We start from the raw sequence: 20108 nt of genomic DNA, 5'->3' as shown, positions 1-20108 counted from the left end.
CCATTAGCTGCTAAACCTGTGAGGTCTTGGAGACCTCACAGGTTTTCGTATTTCCAGCTTGTTTTCCGCAGTGCCGCCCGCTCCAAAGACCTTGTAGCGTACGCAGTTCCTACCAGTGTCTATGCGTATGCCGTTTACAGCCCCTTTTTCTTAGACCAGCCGCTAAACGCATCAGCGGGGCTCTGATGTAAAGAGAACTTAAAGCAGAATGTTTAGTCTATGGCGTTAGCCTTCTGTATAAGAAAGGTGTAATCTGAAGGGGTGTCTATGTCTACTACTCCTAATGGGAAGAAAAGGGGTGCGATGTCTACGGGATGTTTGGACAGTATTTTTTTGGCTCCTTCCTGGCCTTTCAACTGTAGAAGTTCAGGGAAAAAGGCTAGGTCAAAGAGGACTGGGGCCCCTAAGGTATCTGCATAGGAGCAGGCGACTATCTTTTTTTTTGTTTCCTCTTTCTTCTGAACCAGCTCGTTCAATAAAGCTGCGGTGACGAAGGGCTGGTCACAGAGCATGAACAGAACTTGGGTAATTTGAGGAGCCACCTTCTGCAGTTCCGCCAGGCCTAACCTGATAGAAGAAGCCATGCCCTCGGCCCAGCCCAGATTTTGGACGACTTGCACCTGTGAAAGCGGTAGGTGTTGGAGGAATTTTTCAGAATTAGCCCCAAGCACTACTATGACGTTTTTTATGCCGGTGTCAAGGGCCGTCTGCACCGCATGTTGCAGCAGCGTTTTTCCTTTGTAGAGAAGCTGTTGCTTTGCCTGACCTAAACGGGAGGAGGAGCCAGCCGCTAATATGATGATGCCTGTAGTAGACATGCTTTACGAATGAATAGGGTGGGGCTGGGTGGGCTGAGGATTGGCGTGGATACTTTCCTTTTTGTCGCGTAAGAAACGGCCGTCTCTTCTAGCAAAAACGGCTTTGATTTCCGCCAGCACAGACAAGGCGATTTCTTCTGCTGTTTCCGCCCCCAAGTCAAGACCGGTGGGGCCATAGACGCTTTTCAACTGGTCACTGGTGATGGTGGGGTCTTCTTCCTGTAATTCCTCTACTAATTTTTCCAGCTTCTTTTTAGGGCCTAGTACGCCAATATAAGGAACCTCCAGCGGAAGCAGGTTCCGGAGGATGGCCAGGTCATAGTTGTAGTTGTGCGTCATCAACAGAAAAGCAGTTTTTCTGTCTACCAGAACCTGTTCCAGCACGTTATCTGGTTTAGACACCAAAACGTGGTGGGCGGTAGGAAAGCGTTGTGCGGTGGCATAATTTGCCCGGCCATCTACCACGGTGGTGTGCCAACCCAGCAGATTGGCCATGTTTACCAGGGGCATCACATCATTTCCGGCACCGCAAATCACCAGGGAAAGGGCAGGGGGAAGAAACTCGATGAAGCCGGTGAGTTCTTGGGCAAAGGAGTAGGTTCTGAAGGAAGAACTGCCTTGTTGGAGGGCTTCCTTGGCATGCTGGGTGATTTGTTCCTTCCCCTCTTCCGGTTCTATGGCTCCTACCTGCAAGCCGTCTTCGGTCAGGAGCAGGCGGGTGCCGGGTTGCGGCCCCCGGCGGTTTTGTAAAGAGAAAAGGGTCACCACCACCGCGCTTCTTCTGTGGGACACCACCTGCTGCAAGAGTGCCATCGGGTTTACCGGGTCTGCCGCCTCAATCGGTTCAATGAGAACATGGATGATGCCATTGCAGCCCAGGCCCACGCCTAATTTAGAGTCGTCATCGTCCATGGTGTCATACTTGACCAGGCTGGGTGCTCTCTGTACCATGGCCATCCGGGCTTTGCGCAAGGCATCGCCCTCCAGGCAACCCCCGCTGATGGCCCCGGTGAGTTGCCCGTCTTCAGACACCAGCATCCGGGCACCGGGTCTTCGGTAAGAGGAACCTTCTACGTGCACCACCGTGGCCAGAGCGGTTTTCAGCCCTTTGCTTTGGTGCCGCTCGTAAGCCGCTACTATTTCCTGTAATTCCTTCATGCGTACTGATGGGGAGAGATAATTTTCTTCTGTAATTGAAACGAAGATAGGTTTTCTACTCCTGAGTGAGTTTATGGTTACTGGATAAAGGGGGCCATGGTTTTCAGAGATGTTCCTTGAAGCAGATTGTCTTTCCTATAGAACCTGTTCAGTGAAGCACTAGGATAGACAACCCCGCCGCCCTTGCTGCGTGTTCTCGCCAACAATCCAGACGCGGGCACCCTCGCCCTTGCTGGGGAGAACACGCAGCAAGGGCAAGGGTGTTTCACCTTGGCTTTACTAAATAAGTTCATATTCAAGAAAGCTTAAATTGTGCTCTAAGTACGGAGACAGCATTACGTTCTCCTATTTGCCCTCCTGGAAGGATCTTGTGGGCGAACTAGAATAGCTTTGATGGAGCGCTATTGCCGTTTGCCACCAAGATCCTCCCAGGAGGAAGACAAGAAAAGTAAGTCAACCTAATTTTGTCCGAATACTTAGATGAAAGTTCGAGGGTGAACATCTATAAAGTGCCCTGATAGTGTTTTTGGGCTGTCCACCTGGGTCACCTTTTCTTCCCGGGCAAGGGCCTCTACCTGTGCCAGCACGTCTAAGGTATGCCCCACGGAATGGTAGGTTAACAGCGGAGAAGCCCCCTGCTTACCCCAGCAATGACATGCTGGTGCAGATCAGGAAATGAAATTTGAGGCGTAGACCACGGGTAGAGATGAACCAAGAAATTAAAACTACTATAATGATCCCTATTTGCAAGCTCTTATTGGTCAACTCAGGTGCAAGCGTTTGTCTGTGACTGTTATGAAAGGAATGTTCTTCTCCTTTAAGCTGATTTTCTGAAAAATAAGCCAGAAACAGGAACACGGCCAGAAGAGACCGAGTATTCTATTCCGCACAGGAAAAACCTTCTATAGCCTCTCTATGGCGCCGAAGTAACTTCCGCGCCATAGAGAGGGATTGGTTCATCTCCTTTCTTAAAGAACTAATTGTTCAATAGAAGCCTGCGTTTCAGGGCTGTTTTTCATAAAACAGCCCTGAAACGCAGGCTTCTAACCGGTTCTTATCTGAGAATAAACTCCGTCATTGGGCCTGCTAAAACATAAAACCTATGCGGGCAGAGAGTCTTTTGAAGGAGTGTTCCTCAGTGATGAAAGAATTTCTGTTCCAGAGGAGGGGTTCTTTGGTGGTGGCGCGTTGTAGTTTGTAACCCAGGCTAAACGCGAAGGCCGTGTTGTTGCCCGATGCCACCCGTAGACCCAGGGCTGGATTGAACATCCAGCCGCCTTTGTTTTCTCTCTGATCAGACTCATCACTCAGGAAAGTGGTGCCGTACCCGGCGTCCAAACTGTAGAAGGGGCTCACGCGGGTATTTAGCAGTGTACCCCGCAGCCCCAGGGCTATAGGAGTCACCAACACCTGGTTGTAAAAGTCCAGCCCAAGGGTAGCGCCCAAACTAAACAGGCGGTGAAACCGGTAACCGTTGAAGACGGTCAAGGTAGGGGAGGTGTCTGCGGTAGAGGGGGCGTTGTCTTTGTTATCCTGGTACAGATAGCCTACTTCAATGCCTCCCTGGTACCTGCCCGGGAAAGTTCCTGCGGCGTTCTTTTCCTGGGCCTGCACCCGGGAAAACACCCACAGGAGCAAGAAGAGGGCGATGAGTGATTTTTTCATTTAAGGTTGGGCTGGTTTCACCGGAATTTTGCTCACTAATGTAATAGCAGACGGATTGCGGTAATCATACTGGTACAAACCATCGTCCCCAATCATGATAAGTGTGTTGCCCAGGGGAATCACGTCATACGCATGCAGGTTCTGGAAGTGCCTGAGAAGATTATCTGTCACCTTCAGCGGATTTTTGACATCAAAGACTTTCAGCCCGAACGCACCTTCGCAGAGGAACAGCAGAGATTGGTCAATTCCCAACCCGTGCGGGTGCTGCATTGGATAGGTTTTCACGAGTTGAGGGTTGCGGGGGTCTCTGATGTTGATGACATCCAGCTGGTTGGTGAACCCGGCGCAGGCATTACCGGAGCGCAACGTTACCCAGGCATAGTCGCCGTCCACCACTACCGGGTCACAGCTGTTCACGTGGGCGTAGGTAGACAAACGTACCGGCTTGGTTGGGTTGCTGTTGTCATAGATATGCATGCCCGTGGTAGAACCTATGAAAAGTTTGTCTTGGTACGGGAAAATTGTCTCAATGCCCCAGCCTAAATGAATGGTATTCCCTTTCTGCGGATGCACCTGGTCTGAAATATCAAACAACTGCAAGGAGTTAGGATTTACGGCGTACAGATGATCTTCGGTAATCGCAAACCTGGCCATGGAGCCACCTTTTCCGCCGGGCGCCGCACTGGCCGACGAGAAAGCATTCATGGGCCGTACGCCGCCGCTTCCATCGGCGAACAAGATACCGCCCTGGGGTTGGCCGTCACAGTCGCCGTGATAAGGTTCGGTCACCTTTTTTTCGTTGTATTTGGCAATGAAGCTTTCTGCCTGGGTACTGCCGAAGGAATTATTGATGTTGAACATGCTTTCCACCCGGTTCAGGAGCTTCACCGACATGGGATTGGAGATGTCCATCACCACCAGGTCAATGTAGTTGTCGGCGTACAGAATGTCACCCTTTACCGCCATGTCTACGTTTCCCGGAATGGCTACAAAACTGAGACGCTGCGGCGTGGCCGGATTGCTGTTGTCAATGATGTGAATCCCTTCCTGCTGCTCGTTCACAAAAAGGTACTGCCCGTGGGAGTAAATCTTGCCGGGTTTCTGGAGTTCCCGGGCCGGTTCTACTTTCACTGAGCTTCTTAGCTCCGTTTTGGTCATGTACACCGGTTCATAGGTGGTATAGGTGATGGTAGACTGACATTCATCTGTGCAGGAACCCAGCAGAACCCCGGACAGCAACACCCATACCAGGAATGCCAGTTGAAAGTGAAGGGTAGATTTTCTTTGCATACAAGTAACGTTAAGTTTTGTCAGATAGAAGAAGCATCCATGAAATAATAAAGCCTGTCAGGTGTAAGAGCCACATTCATTCTGAAAGGTTGCATGCTCATTTTCAAATAGATGAACCGGTGAAAGCTAAAGTAAGAAAACTCGCCCTTGCTGCGTATTTTCACCAGCAAGCGGAAAGACGCCTGCGTTGGTCTTTGGCGGTGAGAACACGAACCATGAAAGGAATGAATTTTCCCTTGATTGTTTTTAGCCTGATTTCGTGAAAACAGCCTTAAATCAGCTTGCTGAAGAAGCCCAGCAATCAAATGATGAGAAGAAGAGGGCAGTATTCAGAAGAAGTATCAGAAATCATCTTCTTCCGTATCATGGGGCTGTATGCCGGGTGGGTTGAAGAGCCCCCAGCGGTCGGTGACGTAGTTCCAGGGGTCGAAACCTTGTACCCAATCCACAAACAGGAGCCGGTATTCTTCCACGGCATCGCGCAGAAGCTGGAAGTAGTGGACTTCCTTAAAGCCGAACATTTCTAAACTGTGGCAATGGGAGAGAAGGTCTTGGGCCGCTTTCCTGATGAGGGTGGCATTTTCCATGCGCAGGTCATAGAGGTCGGCGGCTTCGGCGCCTACTACCTTTACCGTGAGAAAAGAGGCGTCAAGCAGCATGTATTCCTTCAAGGAAGAAAGGATCTCGTTCTCCTCGTCAATCAGGCTAACGATTTCTTTGGTGAGCCTGAAAATTTCCCTTCCTTTTAGATACAGCGGAAGTTGCTCAGGCACAGCGAACCCTTCATTGTCATTAGGCGGAAGCATGGCAAATGGCTTAAAGAGCTTGTTTGAATTTTGGATTCATCAATAAAAATGGCAAGAGTAAGGTTCTGCGGAAGCGGTTTCTAGGCCTTGTAGCAGCGCTACGAAGGCGATGAAACCGCTTCCGCAAGTTCTCTCTCTATGGCCGTTTGCAGCACGTGAGACAAAATTTAAACAAACTCTAACAGTAAAGCTAGCCAAGAAAAAAGAAAGCTTTACCATTTCCTTCGTAATTCTTCAGCCTTTCGTTTCCGGCTCTCTTTCCTTAAATTAAGCCTAAAACAGCCGGTGAACGTGCGCGATTTCCTATCTAAGCAAGCTGGAAAGTCAAAAAAGCCATGTGCATCAGAAAGCAGAGCTACATGCAATGGCCCCTTGTGGCTCTGCAAGCTAGCTTATTTCTGTTGCCGGCACGGTAGAGTAAGTTCTGGGCAGGGGGCATGCATGACGGAGGTAGAGGGCATGGGGTTCCAGGAGCCAGTAACGAAATCAGTGATATAGTCGGCCGTATGGCCCAAACGGCTCAGGCGCATGGCCAGCACCAAATTGGCCACAGATAACTGTTCTGTTGGCCCCGAATACTGATGCGACTTAAGGTGACTACCGTACATATTGCTCATATCATTTAGTAGTGAACTCTAAGGAGAAATTTAACGTGCCATAAGTGTCTCAGGAAAGTACTAGAAACTAAACGAAAATCCAAAGCAAATGGGTGATTTAATCTATCAATAAATTTTCTCGCAAAAATCGTAGGCAATGGTAAATATTTGGCTTTAACACGAAGAAAAATGATCTTTTAGCTAGCAAGAGCCCACCCTCTGTGCAAGGTTCCACCATTCTTATCACCCAAATGCCTTAAAATCATTGTTTTGGAATTTTTACATTTCTGCAAAAAGCCAGATTTTAATCACCCGTACTGGGTTGTAAAAATTCAATTAACACCTACAAATTTTCCAATCTTTTAGTGATCTCTTCCACTACTTCTTCAGACCAGCGTGCTGCTACTTCTTCTATTTCTTGGCCTGGCCAGGCTTGTAAGTAAGCTTTTTCAAGCCAAGGGGTATTTTTGTCTGGGCCAACTTCATAAGTGGAATACGCTAACCGGAACACCAGCTCCTTGCTTAGATCAAAGGTTTGTGCCCCCGCTCTTTGAAAGCCATTGAGTTGTAGCCTTAGCCCCACCTGTTGCACGTTCCCGTTCTCAATGCTGATTTCTTTGTCAGAAGAGGCGTTCGGGTCTTTCGTCCAGGTATCTACCATCTTTTCTAAGTTGAAATCATCAAACAGCGGGAAAACCTCCGTCAGGTTCTGGTAAATGCGTTCGGCCAACTGGGGCAGTACTTTGTTATAAAGGTGAACGATGGCTTCTTTGTCTCTGGTGTGCTGCACTACTTTTGAGTTGATAAGATGATAGATCTGATTGACCTTCCCGCTAAAAGGAGGTAAACTTAATTAGTGGAAATGAAAAGGCATTGACAGATGAATGCAGTACCTGGTCTCCCTTGCTCAACGAAGGCTTTTTTGAGGATAGTATAGGAAGGTGCCCTAATTCAGGCCCTTGAACCTAAACGCTGTTTTAGGGCTTGTTTAGATTTGAGGTTTACAAGCGAAAATGACCAGAAAAACGCTTCCGCAGGTTCTTTTTATGGCCGTTTGTAGCGCAAAGGTGCAATTTAAACATGCTCTAAGACCTGTTTTACAGAAAACAGCGGCGAAACGGCTCGCCCGTGGGCATAAAAAAAAGCCTTGCCAAGGGGCAAGGCTTTTTTCAATGTCTTTATCACTAAAGACTAAGCGAGTCTAACGTTTACTGCGTTTAGCCCTTTTTTGCCTTCTTTGAGTTCAAAGGTAACATCGTCATTTTCTCTGATTTCGTCAACCAGACCAGAAACGTGCACGAAATACTCTTGGTTTGAATTGCTGTCTTTAATGAAACCGAAGCCTTTTTCGGAGTTAAAGAATTTTACTTTACCGTTGTTCATATTGTTTTTAATTATACAGGTACTACCAAGTAAGTAAAAAAAACGTTCAAAAGTATCTTCTAAAGAAAAAATATTTTTTTTCAAGGCTTGCCTGCGCTCCTGAACACCCTTGTTACCCCCTTGGTTCATTTTTGAAATCTACCTTGAACCGGCTTCTTTAGGGAGATTGGCAGGTGCACGCCTTTTGCTGTTGCCATGGCTTGGCTGCTTTTAGTGTGGGTGCAAGTGCTGTGTTGTTCCATCTCTGGCGGTATGCGTTCGGGGAAGACTGGAACTGGGAAAGTAAGTAAGGGCAGCTGCCATGCCCCAAGTTGGTATCCGTATTCGGCACGTTTTCCAGATAAGTGACCGGAAGCAGGGTAGACAGGGCATTCAGGTTGATGGAACCCAGCACATTTTGTACCAGGTGGGTTCCCAGTGTGATGTCTTCGTGCGTGCCGTCTACGCCGCTGTCATTGACCATCACCCCCACAGCTTTGCCATAAACCGGGACACCCTTGTTCTTGGAGATGAAATTAGGGTCTGTGCGCAAGCGTTGCACTCCCGTAATATGGGTACCGTTGCTATTGATATAGGTGAGTTTCTTGTTCAGGTAAACCGATTTTACATAAGGGCTTTTAGAGAGGGCCTCTACTTGGGCGGGAGTCGCCAATACCCTGGCAATGGGGACACTTTTACAAAACATGCCCTTGGGTTAACCCTAATTTTTTCAAAAGCGGCAGGTGGGTTGGGCCAGGTGCTCCGTCTCCCGTGAAAGTAACCACCACTTGTACCGGAGTAGTGGCTCCTTGGAGTGCCTGAACAAGGTGTGAATCAAGGATAGGCTTGCCCAAAAGCCTGATGACCCAGCAGGAAGGCTATCCAGATAACGGTTAGTACTTCTTTCATAGAACCTGTTTAGAGTTTTTCATTAACCGGCATTTAAAGGAATTTCTCTGGGGCAAGTGCCCGCTTTTACCGTCGTTTTTAGGCTGTTTTTATGAAAACAGCCTAAAAACGAGAGGTTTATTTGTACACTGCCGTAAGCGTCCGTTTGTACCCCGTTTTCAGGCTACTTTTATGAAAACAGGCGCAAAACTCTAAACAGCTTCACATAATAAAGCAAAGGTGAAACATAGATGAGGTTTTGGCAAGAGGTAAAAAATTGCACTAAGAGCATGTTTAAATTTTGGGGTTGCTGGCGAAAATGGCCTATACTCTTAAAAAGAAAGGTAAACGCAGGGGTCGCTCATCGCCGTAAAAAGTGTTTCTTTTTTGTTCACCTACAAATGAGATGCGTTGATTGAAAATTGATGTGGTAGTTGAATTTTAGTCACCAGATCTGATGGTGCAGAACTGATTTTTTTAGCCACGTCTAGGAAGATGGGAGTGGTTTGCCATAAAAGCCAAACGAACATTTGACTTTTAGCGTTTATCTCTGTACACTTGCTTTATGATGTGAGGTGTGGACAAACTATGGCAAGTGCTTTTACTCGTGGATGACCCTGGTACATGATCAAAAAAAAGAAAGACCTCCGGCGGGAGAGTATCATTGAGGCCGCGGCCCTACTGTTCAAACAGAAAGGCTTTGGCGGCACGTCCATGCGTGATCTCGCAGATCAGGCCGGCATGGACGCGGCTACCATGTACCATTACATCAGTTCCAAAGACGAGATCCTGAAAACCATTTGCTTTGACATCGCCAACCGCTACGTCAGCCAACTGGAGGAAATAGAAGCCTCCCAGAGTACGTATACCCAGAAACTGAAGGCTTTGGTACGGTTGCTTATCCACCTGATGGTGAACAAGGGAGCCGAGGTCTCGGTGGCCAACAATGACTGGAAATACCTGTCGCCCGAGGCGCTGGAGGAGTTCAAACGCCTGCGCAGCCACTATGAGAAAAGGCTGGCCTCTCTGATAGAGAAAGGGGTGGAAGCGGGCGAGTTGCAGGACGTAAACCAATCGGTGGCGCTTTTCACCCTTTTATCGGCGGTACGCTGGGTAGAACTGTGGTGGAAACCCGGCCGCGGCATCTCCCTGGAAGAACTGGAAAACACCATCCTCACCGTTTTATTCCAGGGCCTGGAGAAAAAAGAAGCATGAGCAGATTCCATAAAGTCAAAATAAAAGAAGTGCAGCGCGAGACACATGACAGCGTCACGGTGACCTTAGACGTGCCCGAAGAACTGAAAGACACCTTCCGCTACACCCAGGGGCAGTACCTCACGTTCCGGCGGCACCATAACGGCGAGGAACTCAGGCGGTCTTACTCCATCTGCTCCAGTCCCTTGGAGAACGTCTGGAAAGTGGCCATCAAGAAAGTGCCCGAAGGCCGATTCTCCTCCTTCGCCAACGAGGCCCTGCAACCCGGCGAAGAACTGGAGGTCATGCCACCCATGGGCAAATTCTACACCCCGCTGCACCCAGACCGGCAGAAAAGCTACGTGCTGGTAGCGGCCGGAAGCGGCATCACGCCCATTCTGTCCATCATCAAAACCGTGTTGCTGGCAGAACCCAAAAGCCAGGTGCTGCTCCTGTACGGGAACCGGGGCCGCAACTCCATCATGTTCAAAGAGGAGATTGAAGGTCTGAAAAACAAGTTTCTGGCCCGTCTGAGCGTCTACCACATCCTAAGCCGCGAACACGGCGACACCGATCTGCTGTTCGGACGCATTGACAAACAGAAAACAGAACTGTTCCTCCAGAAGCTCATTAAAGCCGATGAGGTAGACGAATGCTTTATCTGCGGGCCAGAGGAAATGATTTTCGGGGCGAAGGAAGCCCTGGAAGAAGCAGGTGTTCCCAAAGAGCATATCCATTTCGAGCTTTTCACTTCCGGCGAGGCCGGGCAGAAAGCCGCCGAGCGCCAGGTGCGCCCCGTAGGCGAGGGAGACAAGAAAAGCCAGGTGCAGATACGCCTAGACGGAAATTACCACCATCTGGAGATGTCGTACTACGGCAACACCATTCTGGATGCCGCCGCTGAAACCGGTGCCGATGTGCCTTACTCCTGCAAAGGCGGCGTTTGCAGCACCTGTCGCGCCAAAGTGCTAGAGGGCGAAGTGGAAATGGACGTAAACTATTCGCTGGAGCCCGAGGAGGTTGCCGCCGGTTACATTCTCACCTGCCAGGCCCGGCCTTTGACGGAACGGGTAGTAGTAGATTTTGACCAATAACCTGTAGGTGCAATCCCTTGTGGTTGCCCTTTCATACACCATAACAAAAACGCACAAAGGGCAACCACAAGGGATTGCACCTACATAAACCGTTTTCGGCCTGGTTTCAGAAAAAGAGGCTTAAAACGGAAACTACCGCAAGGCGCGCAAGTAACGTAAGTATCAGTACAACTGTTAAAAGGATATGGAAACGATCATAGATAAATCACTGGAAGAACTGTTTGAGGAGAAGATCGCGAACGAAATCCGTATTGAGCCCAAAGACTGGATGCCGGAGCAGTACCGCAAAACGCTGGTGCGCCAGATCTCACAGCACGCCCATTCTGAGATTGTGGGCATGTTGCCGGAAGGCAACTGGATAACCCGGGCGCCCTCGCTCAAACGCAAAGCCATTCTCCTGTCCAAAGTGCAGGACGAGGCCGGCCACGGTTTGTACCTCTACAGCGCCGCCGAAACGCTGGGCACCTCCCGCGACCAGATGATCGCCGACCTGCACTCGGGCAAAGCCAAATACTCCAGCATCTTCAACTATCCCACCTTGTCCTGGGCCGATATTGGGGCGATTGGCTGGCTGGTAGACGGTGCGGCCATCATGAACCAGGTGCCTTTGATCAGAACCTCGTACGGGCCGTATGCCCGGGCCATGGTGCGGGTGTGCAAAGAGGAAAGCTTCCACCAACGCCAGGGCTTCGAGATCATGATGACCTTGTGCAACGGCGCGCCCGCGCAGAAGAAAATGGCGCAGGAGGCCTTCAACCGCTGGTGGTGGCCCACCCTCATGATGTTCGGGCCGAAGGACTCAGAATCCCCTAACACAGAGCAGTCCATGCGCTGGAAGATCAAGCGTTTCACCAATGATGAACTGCGCCAGCGCTTCGTGGACATGATGGTGCCGCAAGCCGAATTCCTCGGGCTGACCGTGCCCGACAAAGACCTGACCTGGAACGAAGCCAAAAACGGCTATGACTTCGGCGACGTGGACTGGGAGGAGTTCTGGAACGTGGTGAAAGGCAACGGCCCCTGCAACAAAGACCGCCTCAGCACCCGCGTGAAAGCCCACGAAGAAGGAGCCTGGGTGCGCGAAGCCGCCCTGGCCCACGCCCAGAAACGCGCCCAACGCGAAGCCGAGAAACAGGCTTAATTCTTCCTCATTCACTAATTCACTTAATCAAACATTCATTCAATGAATCAGCAGAAAGAATGGCCGCTATGGGAAGTCTTCATCAGAAGCAAACAAGGCCTAGACCATAAACACGTAGGCAGCCTGCACGCCTCTGATGCCGAGATGGCCATCCAGAACGCCCGCGATGTGTACACCCGCCGCATGGAAGGCGTGAGCATCTGGGTGGTGGAATCGAAGCACGTGCACGCATCCAACCCAGACGAGGCCGCCGCTTTCTTTGACCCCGCCACTGACAAAGTGTACCGGCACCCTACCTTCTATGAGGTGCCCGCCGAAATCAAAAACATGTAAGCCATGGATCTACAGCATACACCAACGGCTGCGCTGCAGAACTATTCACCCGAACTTAGGGTGTTGTTATTTGACTACACCCTGCAGTTGGCGGACACCAGCCTTATTCTGGGGCACCGCTTATCTGAGTGGTGTGGCCACGGCCCCATTCTGGAACAGGACTTGGCCATGGCCAACATCGCCCTGGATTTGATTGGAGAGACCCGCAGCCTGTACCAATACGCCGCCGAACTGGAAGGAAAAGGTCGGACAGAAGATGATTTGGCTTACCTGCGCGAGGCGGTGGAATACAAGAACCCGCTGCTGGTGGAACAGCCTAATGGTGATTTTGCAGATACCGTCATGCGGCAGTTTATCTTTGACGGTTTTCACTTCTTTTTGCTAAAAGACCTGCAAAACAGCCCAGACCCAGGGCTGGCGGGCATTGCCGCCAAATCCTTCAAAGAAGCCAGTTACCACCTCAAGTGGAGCTCAGAATGGATCATCCGCCTGGGCGATGGCACCGAGGAAAGCAAACGCCGCATAGAGAAAGCCCTGAGCAACCTCTGGAGGTACTCCGGCGAACTCTTCGCCATGACCCAGACTGAAAAGCAGTTGGCGCAGGCCAGCTTCATCCCCGAGTACAGCGCCTTGCAGCCGCAGTGGGAAGCCCACGTAGCCAAAGTATTTGCTGAAGCCACCTTGGAGGTACCGCAAAACGTGTTCATGCAGAAGGGCGGCAAAACCGGCCTTCATACCGAGCATTTGGGCTACCTCTTAACTGAATTGCAGTACCTGCAACGGGCGTACCCGGGTTTGGAGTGGTAAGAAAAGCCGCCGTTTAGAACCTGATTTTCTAAAAGTAAGTGAAAAACGGAGGCTGAAACACACTCTACCTCTTTGTCCTCCCCAAAGGATCTTGATCGCGAACGGCAATACCGGTTAGTCAAAGCAATTCTGGCTGGCTCACAAGATTCTTCCAAGATGACAAATGGATGGTTTAATTTTTACCGAAAGCAACTATAAAACAAGGCAGAGAAGTCTTGTGTCTTGCTACCTGATACGTGCTACTTGATACTAAATAGAGTGACAACCGAAGAGAACATCTGGCAACTTTTGGAAGAGGTATCTGACCCCGAAATTCCGGTACTGAGCATTCTGGATCTGGGGGTGCTGCGGAATGTGCGGGTGCGGGAAGACGGACATGTGCAGGTGACCATTACGCCCACGTACTCGGGTTGTCCGGCCATGAACACCATTGCCGCCGATATCAAGCTGAAACTTCTGGCCCTGGGGTTCAAAGACGTAAGCGTAAATCTACAGCTCAGCCCCGCCTGGACAACCGATTGGCTTACCCCCGATGGGAAAGTGAAGTTGGAAGCCTACGGCATCGCCCCACCGGTAGAACCGAACGGTGACATCCATGCCCTTTTCGGGCGGGACACCCTGGTGCGTTGTCCGCTTTGCAAATCAGAAAACACCAAATTGATCAGCCAGTTTGGCTCTACTTCCTGTAAGGCGCATTACCAGTGCCTTGACTGCCTGGAGCCGTTTGACTACTTCAAGTGCCTCAAATAAAACTATGACCCAAAGCAACTTCATCACTTATTCTCTGGAGAACGGCGTGGCCACCCTTAGGCTAAACCGCCCCAACGTCTACAACAGCTTCAACCGCGAGATGGCCCTGGCCCTACAGGAGCACCTGCGCGCCTGCGGCGAAAACGAGGAAGTACGGGCCATCCTGCTAACCGGCGAAGGAAAAGCCTTCTGCGCCGGACAGGACTTAGCCGAGGCCACCGGCCCAGCCAGCATGGAAATCTCCCAGATTGTGGTGCAGCAGTACAACCCCATTATCCTGCTGTTGCGGGAGTTGAACAAACCCGTGCTGGCCGCGGTGAACGGAGTGGCCGCCGGAGCCGGAGCCAACCTGGCCTTGGCTTGTGACCTGGTGGTCGCCAAGGAATCGGCTTCGTTTATTCAGGCTTTCAGCAAAATCGGCTTGATTCCAGACAGTGCGGGTACGTTCTTCCTTCCGCGCCTGATTGGTCTGCAGCGGGCTTCGGCGTTGATGATGACCGGCGACAAAGTGAGCGCACCGGACGCTGTACAGATGGGTATGATTTACAAGACGTTTCCCGACGAGGCGTTTGACACCGAAGTAATGGAACTGGCGCAAAAACTAGCCCAGATGCCTACCAAAGGCCTGGCCTACACCAAACAACTGTTGAACGTGACATTCCAGAATACCCTGGCAGAACAGCTGGAACAGGAAGCTGTCTACCAACAGAAAGCCGGACAGACCCATGATTTCAAAGAAGGGGTAGAGGCCTTCCTTCAGAAGCGTAAACCTAATTTCACCGGACAATGATCGTAGGCATCATCGGGAGCGGGGCCATGGGCTCCGGCATTGCGCAGGTCATCGCCACGGCGGGCCATAAAGTCCATCTGCTAGACAAAAACGCACAGGCATTGGAGCGCGCCGCCAAGAGCATCAAAGGCTCCTTGCGCAAGCTATCGGCAAAGGGGAAGCTGTCAGAAAATGATGCGGCTGATATTCAGGATCGGTTAAACTTCACAGAGGCGCACCAAGACTTTGGGGATTGTGATCTAGTGTTGGAGGCAGTGGTAGAAGACCTGGAGGTAAAGCAGAACTTGTTCAGGGAGGTGGAAATGATTGTGCCAGAGCATTGTATACTGGCCAGCAACACTTCTTCTTTATCCATTGCTTCCATTGCTTCGGCTTGCCAGAACCCAGAGCGCTTCATTGGAATCCACTTTTTCAACCCGGCTCCGGTAATGCCGTTGGTAGAGATTATTCCGGCGGTACAAACCCGCGAGGGATTGGCCGAAGAAATAAAGGATATGGTGCAATCCTGGGGCAAATTGCCGGTCATCGCCCAAGACACGCCCGGTTTCATCGTGAACCGCGTAGCCCGTCCGTTCTACGGCGAGGCCATCCGGATCTACGAAGAAGGCATTGCCGACATCGCCACCATTGACTGGGCCATGACAGAACTGGGCGGCTTCAAAATGGGCCCGTTCACCCTCATGGACTTCATTGGGCACGACGTGAATTACCGCGTCACCGAGTCCGTTTTTGCCTCTTTTTTCTATGATCCGCGCTATAAACCCTCGTTCACCCAAAAACGGCTGTTTGAGGCAGGCTACTTCGGCCGGAAATCTGGGAGAGGTTTTTATAATTACCAGGAAGGTGCAGTTCCTCCGGCGCCCACCAGAGACGAGCAACTGGGCCATTACATCTTGAACCGTATTCTAGCCATGCTCATCAATGAGGCGATTGATGCGTTGGCCTTACGCGTGGCCTCCAAAGAAGACCTGGAACTAGCCATGACCAAAGGCGTGAACTACCCCAAAGGGTTACTGGCCTGGGCCGATGAACTAGGTGCGCAACACGTGCTGGCAACTTTAGACGGCCTCTACAAAGAATACCACGAAGACCGTTACCGCGCCAGCCCGCTCCTCCGCAAAATGGTGCGGGAAAATCAGACGTTTTTTCCAGGGTTATAGACTGCGTTTAGTGGCTGTTTTAGTAAAAACAGCCACTAAACGCGGTTTCCTTGAGAAATAGATTAGGGTACTATGGCGCGGAAGTAAGTTCCGTGACTTATGAAGAATCACAAAGGAACGTCACGGAAGTAACTTCCGCGCCATAGTAGGCCATAAATAGTAGCATAGTAAGCTGCATAAAATTGAAGACTTTAAGCCAGCGCTTAGAAAAGACAACCATGAAGCAAGCATATCTAGTAGACGGCATTCGCACACCCATCGGGAATTTTGGCGGGTCTTTGGCCACGGTGCGGCCCGATGATTTAGGGGCGCTCGTGATCCAGGAGTTGCTGAAACGGAATCCCACGGCAGATCCGGCGGCCATTGCCGATGTGATCATGGGCTGCGCAAACCAGGCCGGGGAAGACAACCGCAACGTGGCCCGTATGTCCCTGTTGTTGGCGGGACTGCCGTTCTCGGTTCCCGGCGAAACCATCAACCGTCTTTGCGCCTCTGGCCTGTCTGCTTCGGTGGCGGCGGCACGGGCCATTCAGTGCGGTGACGGTGATTTGTTTGTAGCCGGTGGGCTGGAGAACATGACCAGAGGGCCTTGGGTGATTTCCAAAACCAGCACGCCCTTCGGCCGAGATGCCCAGATGTTCGATTCCAGCTTCGGGTGGCGTTTCGTGAACCCAAAAATCCACGAAGTGTTCGGCACCCATGGCATGGGTGAAACCGCCGAGAACCTGGCCTGCCGGGAAGGCATTACCCGCGAAGATCAGGATGCGTTTGCTCTCTGGTCACAACAGAAAGCCACCAAAGCCCAGGAAGCCGGAAGGTTTGCCGAGGAGATTGTGCCCGTAAGCATTCCGCAGAAGAAAGGCGAGCCCAACGTGTTTGCCCAGGATGAATTCATTAAACCCACCACCACGCTGGAGGTGTTGGCGAAGCTTCGGCCGGCTTTCCATAAAGAAGGAACGGTGACGGCGGGCAACGCCTCGGGCTTGAACGACGGGGCGGCGGCGCTGTTATTCGCCTCTGAGGAAGGCCTGAAGAAATACAACCTCACCCCCAAAGCCCGCTACGTTTCCATGGGCGCGGCTGGGGTAGAACCCCGGTACATGGGCATGGGGCCGGTTCCCGCCACGCAAATGGCCCTGCAAAGAGCCGGTTTGACGTTGAACGACATTGATCTGATTGAAATAAACGAAGCCTTCGCCTCCCAGGTCTTGACCTGCACCCGGGGCTTGGGAATTGACGACCATGACCCCCGCATCAACCCGAATGGCGGCGCTATTGCTTTAGGCCATCCGCTGGGAATGAGCGGGGCCAGAATCCTGAACTCAGCGGCCATAGAACTGCACAGACAAAACAAACGCTATGCCCTAATAACCATGTGCGTGGGCGTTGGGCAAGGGTACGCCGTCATTATTGAACGGGTATGACCTACGAATTCAACGGCTACGTGCCCGTGGTGCATGAAAGCGCCTTTGTGCATCCGCAGGCGACGGTTACGGGTAATGTGCTCATCGGGGAAAACGTGTACGTGGGCCCGGGAGCCGCCATCAGGGGAGATTGGGGCGAGATCATTATTGAAGACAACTGCAACGTGCAGGAAAACTGCACCATCCATATGTTTCCGGGCACCACGGTTTTGTTGAAAGAAATGGCGCACATTGGACACGGCGCCATCATTCACGGGGCCACCATTGGCCGCAACGTGATGGTAGGCATGAACGCCGTCATCATGGATAGAGTGGAGATTGGCGATGAAAGCATTGTGGGCGCCCTGTGTTTTGTGCGGGCCGATGAAAAGATTCCGCCCCGGAGCGTAGTGGTAGGCAATCCACATAAGATTGTGAAACAGGTGAGCGAGGAGATGATCGCCTGGAAAACCGAAGGCACCCAGATCTACATGCAGCTTCCCGCCGATCTCCACGCGACCCTAAAGCCCTGCGAACCCCTCCGGCAAGTCCCGGAAAACCGGACAAGGCAGGAAGGCGGATACCAGATCTGGACTGCACGAAAAGGAGAGTAGACAGCAGGAAGAACTAAAAACACCTTGTCCCGTGAAGATTGGCTGTTTCGTTTTAGACGAGTTTTTCAGAAAACAGGCCTAAAACCAAGGCAAGGAGTTTAAAGCCGAAAACTAACAACCAGCAACTAACCACTAAAAAATATGACCGCAGTATTGCAGAATTACGCCATGGGCCAGTGGACGCCCGGCTCTGGGAAAGAAAGTGAGATGGTGGACGCCGTGACCGGAGACTTGATCTGCATGGCCTATAGCGGCGGGCTTGACTTCAACGCCATGCTGGAATACGCCCGCGCCAAAGGGAACCGAGCCCTTCGGAAGATGACGTTCCAGGAACGCGGCCGCATGCTCAAAGCCCTGGCGCTGCACCTGCAAACCAAAAAAGAAGACTTTTATAAGTTAAGTTACCGCACGGGAGCCACCCGTGCCGATAGCTGGGTAGACATTGAGGGCGGCATTGGCAACCTGTTCGCCTATGCCTCTTTGCGCAAGCAGTTTCCAGACAAACCCTACTTTGTAGAGGATGAACCCATTGGTTTGTCCAAAGGCGGCACCTTCATGGGGCACCACATTCTGGTGCCCAAAGAGGGGGTGGCCGTCCACATCAATGCCTATAATTTTCCGGTGTGGGGCATGCTGGAGAAAATAGCGGTGAACCTGCTGGCGGGCATGCCGGCCATTGTGAAACCCGCTCCCATCACCGCTTTCCTTACCGAAGCCGTGGTGCGGGAAATCATTGCCTCAAACATATTGCCGGAAGGAGCTTTGCAGCTGGTGACCGGTACCGGCGAAGGCATTCTGGATCATGTGACCTACCAGGATGTGGTGACATTCACGGGTTCGGCGCATACGGGTCGGTTACTCAAGGCGCACCCACGGCTTATTCAGGAGGCAGTCCCGTTCACCATGGAGGCCGATTCGCTGAACAGCTCGGTCTTAGGCGAAGACGCGGTGCCCGGAACTCCCGAATTTGATCTGTTCATCAAGGAAATCCGGAAGGAAATCACGTCCAAGGCCGGACAGAAATGCACCGCCATCCGGAGGGCCATTGTACCGGAGAAACTGGTGGAAGATGTGCAGATTGCCTTGGGAAAAGAACTTTCCAAAACGGCCATCGGAGATCCGCAGGCCGAAGGGGTGCGCATGGGTGCACTGGTTGGCCGGGAACAGCTAAAGAAACTTAGGGAGCAGGTAAAAGAACTTGCCCGTCAAACACCCATTGTGTACGGCGACCTGAACCAGGTAAACCTCATTGGGGCCGACCAAGAGAAAGGCGCGTTCATCTCGCCCATTGTGATGCTGAACCCTGAGCCGTTCCGGTACACCAACACCCACGAGGTGGAAGCCTTCGGGCCGGTGGCTACCATTATGCCCTATAGACATTTAGACGAGGCGATTGCGTTAACCAAGCTGGGAAAAGGCTCGCTGGTCGCGTCCATCGCCACGGCAGACCCAACCATTGCCCAGGAGTTTGCCATCGGTGCCGCCACGCACCACGGCCGTATTCTGGTCTTAGACAATGCCTGCGCGAAGGAAAGCACCGGCCACGGTTCCCCCATGCCCATGCTCACCCACGGCGGGCCCGGCAGAGCAGGCGGCGGCGAGGAAATGGGCGGCGTACGCGGTGTAAAACACTTTATGCAGCGAACGGCCATCCAGGGTTCTCCTTCCATGATTACGGCCATTACAGGCGTGTACCAGCAAGGTGCCAGGCAGATAGAAAAAGATGTGCATCCGTTCCGGAAACACTTTGAGGAACTGGAGATCTCTGAAACCTGGGTCACGCACCGCCACACCGTGACCGAGGCCGACATCACCAACTTCGCCAACGTCTCCGGCGACCATTTCTACGCCCACGTAGACGCCACCTCGTTGGAAGGCACCTTGTTCACCGGGCGCGTGGCTCACGGCTATTACATCTTGTCTAAAGCCGCCGGTATGTTTGTAGACCCCAAAAAAGGCCCAGTTCTCTTAAACTACGGACTTGAAAACTGCCGCTTCACCAAACCCGTGTACCCCGGCATGACCATTGGGGTAAAACTGACGGTGAAAGAGAAAGTAGCCCAGGAGAAACGCAGCGAGGAAGACGTAGCCAAAGGCATTGTGAAATGGTTGGTGGACGTGACCGATGAAACAGGTGACACCGTTGCCATCGCCACCATCATGACCATGGTGAAGAAGCTGGAGCAAGCCTAAGTGATTTGAAGATGGGGAGATTTGAAGATGAGGAAATTTGAAGATG

General features: G+C 51.7%; 20 protein-coding genes. 11 read left to right on the top strand and 9 right to left on the bottom strand.

Features of this window, described 5'->3' with window-relative positions:
• Positions 1-212 precede the first annotated feature (212 nt).
• The 9 genes from HHO50_RS12240 to HHO50_RS12200 all read right to left on the bottom strand — a co-directional run bounded on the left by HHO50_RS12240 (position 213) and on the right by HHO50_RS12200 (position 8401).
• Positions 213-818, bottom strand: coding sequence for an NTP transferase domain-containing protein (locus tag HHO50_RS12240; RefSeq protein WP_181306342.1), 606 nt, complete (start codon positions 816-818; stop codon positions 213-215).
• 3 nt (positions 819-821) lie between these two features.
• Positions 822-1976, bottom strand: a complete 1155-nt coding sequence (locus HHO50_RS12235; RefSeq protein ID WP_181306341.1) for an XdhC/CoxI family protein — start codon at positions 1974-1976, stop codon at positions 822-824.
• 1086 nt (positions 1977-3062) lie between these two features.
• Entirely contained in the window at positions 3063-3641 is a 579-nt protein-coding gene (locus HHO50_RS12230; RefSeq protein ID WP_181306340.1) for a hypothetical protein, read from the bottom strand.
• Positions 3642-4931, bottom strand: a complete 1290-nt coding sequence (locus tag HHO50_RS12225; protein ID WP_181306339.1) for an LVIVD repeat-containing protein — start codon at positions 4929-4931, stop codon at positions 3642-3644.
• A 341-nt stretch (positions 4932-5272) separates the two neighbouring features.
• Complete coding sequence (locus tag HHO50_RS12220) at positions 5273-5737, bottom strand: hypothetical protein (RefSeq protein WP_181306338.1); 465 nt, start codon at positions 5735-5737, stop codon at positions 5273-5275.
• A 392-nt stretch (positions 5738-6129) separates the two neighbouring features.
• A complete protein-coding gene (locus HHO50_RS12215) occupies positions 6130-6354 on the bottom strand; it encodes a hypothetical protein (RefSeq protein ID WP_181306337.1) in 225 nt (74 codons plus the stop codon).
• Between the two features lie 322 nt (positions 6355-6676).
• Positions 6677-7123 carry a hypothetical protein gene (locus tag HHO50_RS12210; protein ID WP_181306336.1) on the bottom strand — a complete coding sequence of 149 codons (447 nt, stop codon included), beginning with the start codon at positions 7121-7123 and terminating at the stop codon, positions 6677-6679.
• Positions 7124-7524: 401 nt separating this feature from the next.
• The gene (locus tag HHO50_RS12205) at positions 7525-7716 is read right to left on the bottom strand and encodes a cold-shock protein (protein WP_181306446.1); all 192 of its coding nucleotides are present in this window, start codon (positions 7714-7716) and stop codon (positions 7525-7527) included.
• Between the two features lie 157 nt (positions 7717-7873).
• On the bottom strand, positions 7874-8401 hold the full coding sequence (locus tag HHO50_RS12200) for a hypothetical protein (protein ID WP_181306335.1): 528 nt from the start codon (positions 8399-8401) through the stop codon (positions 7874-7876).
• 806 nt (positions 8402-9207) lie between these two features.
• Between HHO50_RS12200 and HHO50_RS12195 the strand changes: the two genes are divergently transcribed.
• The 11 genes from HHO50_RS12195 to paaZ all read left to right on the top strand — a co-directional run bounded on the left by HHO50_RS12195 (position 9208) and on the right by paaZ (position 20062).
• A complete protein-coding gene (locus tag HHO50_RS12195; protein ID WP_181306334.1) occupies positions 9208-9798 on the top strand; it encodes a TetR/AcrR family transcriptional regulator in 591 nt (196 codons plus the stop codon).
• Positions 9795-10871 carry a 1,2-phenylacetyl-CoA epoxidase subunit PaaE gene (paaE, locus tag HHO50_RS12190; protein WP_181306333.1) on the top strand — a complete coding sequence of 359 codons (1077 nt, stop codon included), beginning with the start codon at positions 9795-9797 and terminating at the stop codon, positions 10869-10871. Before HHO50_RS12195 ends, paaE begins: the two co-directional genes overlap by 4 nt.
• Positions 10872-11055: 184 nt before the next feature.
• Entirely contained in the window at positions 11056-12012 is a 957-nt protein-coding gene (gene paaA / locus HHO50_RS12185) for a 1,2-phenylacetyl-CoA epoxidase subunit PaaA (RefSeq protein WP_181306332.1), read from the top strand.
• A gap of 42 nt (positions 12013-12054) precedes the next feature.
• The gene (paaB, locus tag HHO50_RS12180) at positions 12055-12345 is read left to right on the top strand and encodes a 1,2-phenylacetyl-CoA epoxidase subunit PaaB (protein WP_181306331.1); all 291 of its coding nucleotides are present in this window, start codon (positions 12055-12057) and stop codon (positions 12343-12345) included.
• Between the two features lie 3 nt (positions 12346-12348).
• The gene (paaC, locus tag HHO50_RS12175; protein ID WP_181306330.1) at positions 12349-13152 is read left to right on the top strand and encodes a 1,2-phenylacetyl-CoA epoxidase subunit PaaC; all 804 of its coding nucleotides are present in this window, start codon (positions 12349-12351) and stop codon (positions 13150-13152) included.
• A 243-nt stretch (positions 13153-13395) separates the two neighbouring features.
• Positions 13396-13902, top strand: coding sequence for a 1,2-phenylacetyl-CoA epoxidase subunit PaaD (paaD, locus tag HHO50_RS12170; protein WP_219921530.1), 507 nt, complete (start codon positions 13396-13398; stop codon positions 13900-13902).
• Positions 13903-13906: 4 nt separating this feature from the next.
• Positions 13907-14692: an enoyl-CoA hydratase-related protein gene (locus HHO50_RS12165; protein ID WP_181306329.1), complete on the top strand. Its 786-nt coding sequence runs from the start codon at positions 13907-13909 to the stop codon at positions 14690-14692.
• Positions 14689-15852: a 3-hydroxyacyl-CoA dehydrogenase NAD-binding domain-containing protein gene (locus HHO50_RS12160; protein WP_181306328.1), complete on the top strand. Its 1164-nt coding sequence runs from the start codon at positions 14689-14691 to the stop codon at positions 15850-15852. Before HHO50_RS12165 ends, HHO50_RS12160 begins: the two co-directional genes overlap by 4 nt.
• A 218-nt stretch (positions 15853-16070) precedes the next feature.
• Complete coding sequence (gene pcaF / locus HHO50_RS12155) at positions 16071-17276, top strand: 3-oxoadipyl-CoA thiolase (RefSeq protein WP_181306327.1); 1206 nt, start codon at positions 16071-16073, stop codon at positions 17274-17276.
• Positions 17273-17869 (top strand): transferase hexapeptide repeat family protein, encoded by a 597-nt coding sequence (locus HHO50_RS12150; protein WP_181306326.1) that lies wholly within the window; start codon positions 17273-17275, stop codon positions 17867-17869. Before pcaF ends, HHO50_RS12150 begins: the two co-directional genes overlap by 4 nt.
• 141 nt (positions 17870-18010) lie before the next feature.
• The gene (gene paaZ, locus HHO50_RS12145; RefSeq protein ID WP_181306325.1) at positions 18011-20062 is read left to right on the top strand and encodes a phenylacetic acid degradation bifunctional protein PaaZ; all 2052 of its coding nucleotides are present in this window, start codon (positions 18011-18013) and stop codon (positions 20060-20062) included.
• The last annotated feature ends 46 nt before the right edge of the window (positions 20063-20108 follow it).

The sequence above is a fragment of the Rufibacter sp. XAAS-G3-1 genome, from assembly GCF_013623775.1.
Classification (GTDB): Bacteria; Bacteroidota; Bacteroidia; order Cytophagales; family Hymenobacteraceae; genus Nibribacter.
Note: the sequence above shows the minus strand (reverse complement) of the source record. Positions and strands in the feature narration are given on the sequence as shown.

What these genes read in the sequence shown, in the direction of transcription:
- HHO50_RS12240 (WP_181306342.1), bottom strand. Translation starts at nt 818, where the DNA reads ATGTCTACTACAGGCATCATCATATTAGCGGCTGGCTCCTCCTCCCGT.
- HHO50_RS12235 (WP_181306341.1), bottom strand. Translation starts at nt 1,976, where the DNA reads ATGAAGGAATTACAGGAAATAGTAGCGGCTTACGAGCGGCACCAAAGC.
- HHO50_RS12230 (WP_181306340.1), bottom strand. Translation starts at nt 3,641, where the DNA reads ATGAAAAAATCACTCATCGCCCTCTTCTTGCTCCTGTGGGTGTTTTCC.
- HHO50_RS12225 (WP_181306339.1), bottom strand. Translation starts at nt 4,931, where the DNA reads ATGCAAAGAAAATCTACCCTTCACTTTCAACTGGCATTCCTGGTATGG.
- HHO50_RS12220 (WP_181306338.1), bottom strand. Translation starts at nt 5,737, where the DNA reads ATGCTTCCGCCTAATGACAATGAAGGGTTCGCTGTGCCTGAGCAACTT.
- HHO50_RS12215 (WP_181306337.1), bottom strand. Translation starts at nt 6,354, where the DNA reads ATGAGCAATATGTACGGTAGTCACCTTAAGTCGCATCAGTATTCGGGG.
- HHO50_RS12205 (WP_181306446.1), bottom strand. Translation starts at nt 7,716, where the DNA reads ATGAACAACGGTAAAGTAAAATTCTTTAACTCCGAAAAAGGCTTCGGT.
- HHO50_RS12200 (WP_181306335.1), bottom strand. Translation starts at nt 8,401, where the DNA reads ATGTTTTGTAAAAGTGTCCCCATTGCCAGGGTATTGGCGACTCCCGCC.
- HHO50_RS12195 (WP_181306334.1), top strand. Translation starts at nt 9,208, where the DNA reads ATGATCAAAAAAAAGAAAGACCTCCGGCGGGAGAGTATCATTGAGGCC.
- paaE (WP_181306333.1), top strand. Translation starts at nt 9,795, where the DNA reads ATGAGCAGATTCCATAAAGTCAAAATAAAAGAAGTGCAGCGCGAGACA.
- paaA (WP_181306332.1), top strand. Translation starts at nt 11,056, where the DNA reads ATGGAAACGATCATAGATAAATCACTGGAAGAACTGTTTGAGGAGAAG.
- paaB (WP_181306331.1), top strand. Translation starts at nt 12,055, where the DNA reads ATGAATCAGCAGAAAGAATGGCCGCTATGGGAAGTCTTCATCAGAAGC.
- paaC (WP_181306330.1), top strand. Translation starts at nt 12,349, where the DNA reads ATGGATCTACAGCATACACCAACGGCTGCGCTGCAGAACTATTCACCC.
- HHO50_RS12165 (WP_181306329.1), top strand. Translation starts at nt 13,907, where the DNA reads ATGACCCAAAGCAACTTCATCACTTATTCTCTGGAGAACGGCGTGGCC.
- HHO50_RS12160 (WP_181306328.1), top strand. Translation starts at nt 14,689, where the DNA reads ATGATCGTAGGCATCATCGGGAGCGGGGCCATGGGCTCCGGCATTGCG.
- pcaF (WP_181306327.1), top strand. Translation starts at nt 16,071, where the DNA reads ATGAAGCAAGCATATCTAGTAGACGGCATTCGCACACCCATCGGGAAT.
- HHO50_RS12150 (WP_181306326.1), top strand. Translation starts at nt 17,273, where the DNA reads ATGACCTACGAATTCAACGGCTACGTGCCCGTGGTGCATGAAAGCGCC.
- paaZ (WP_181306325.1), top strand. Translation starts at nt 18,011, where the DNA reads ATGACCGCAGTATTGCAGAATTACGCCATGGGCCAGTGGACGCCCGGC.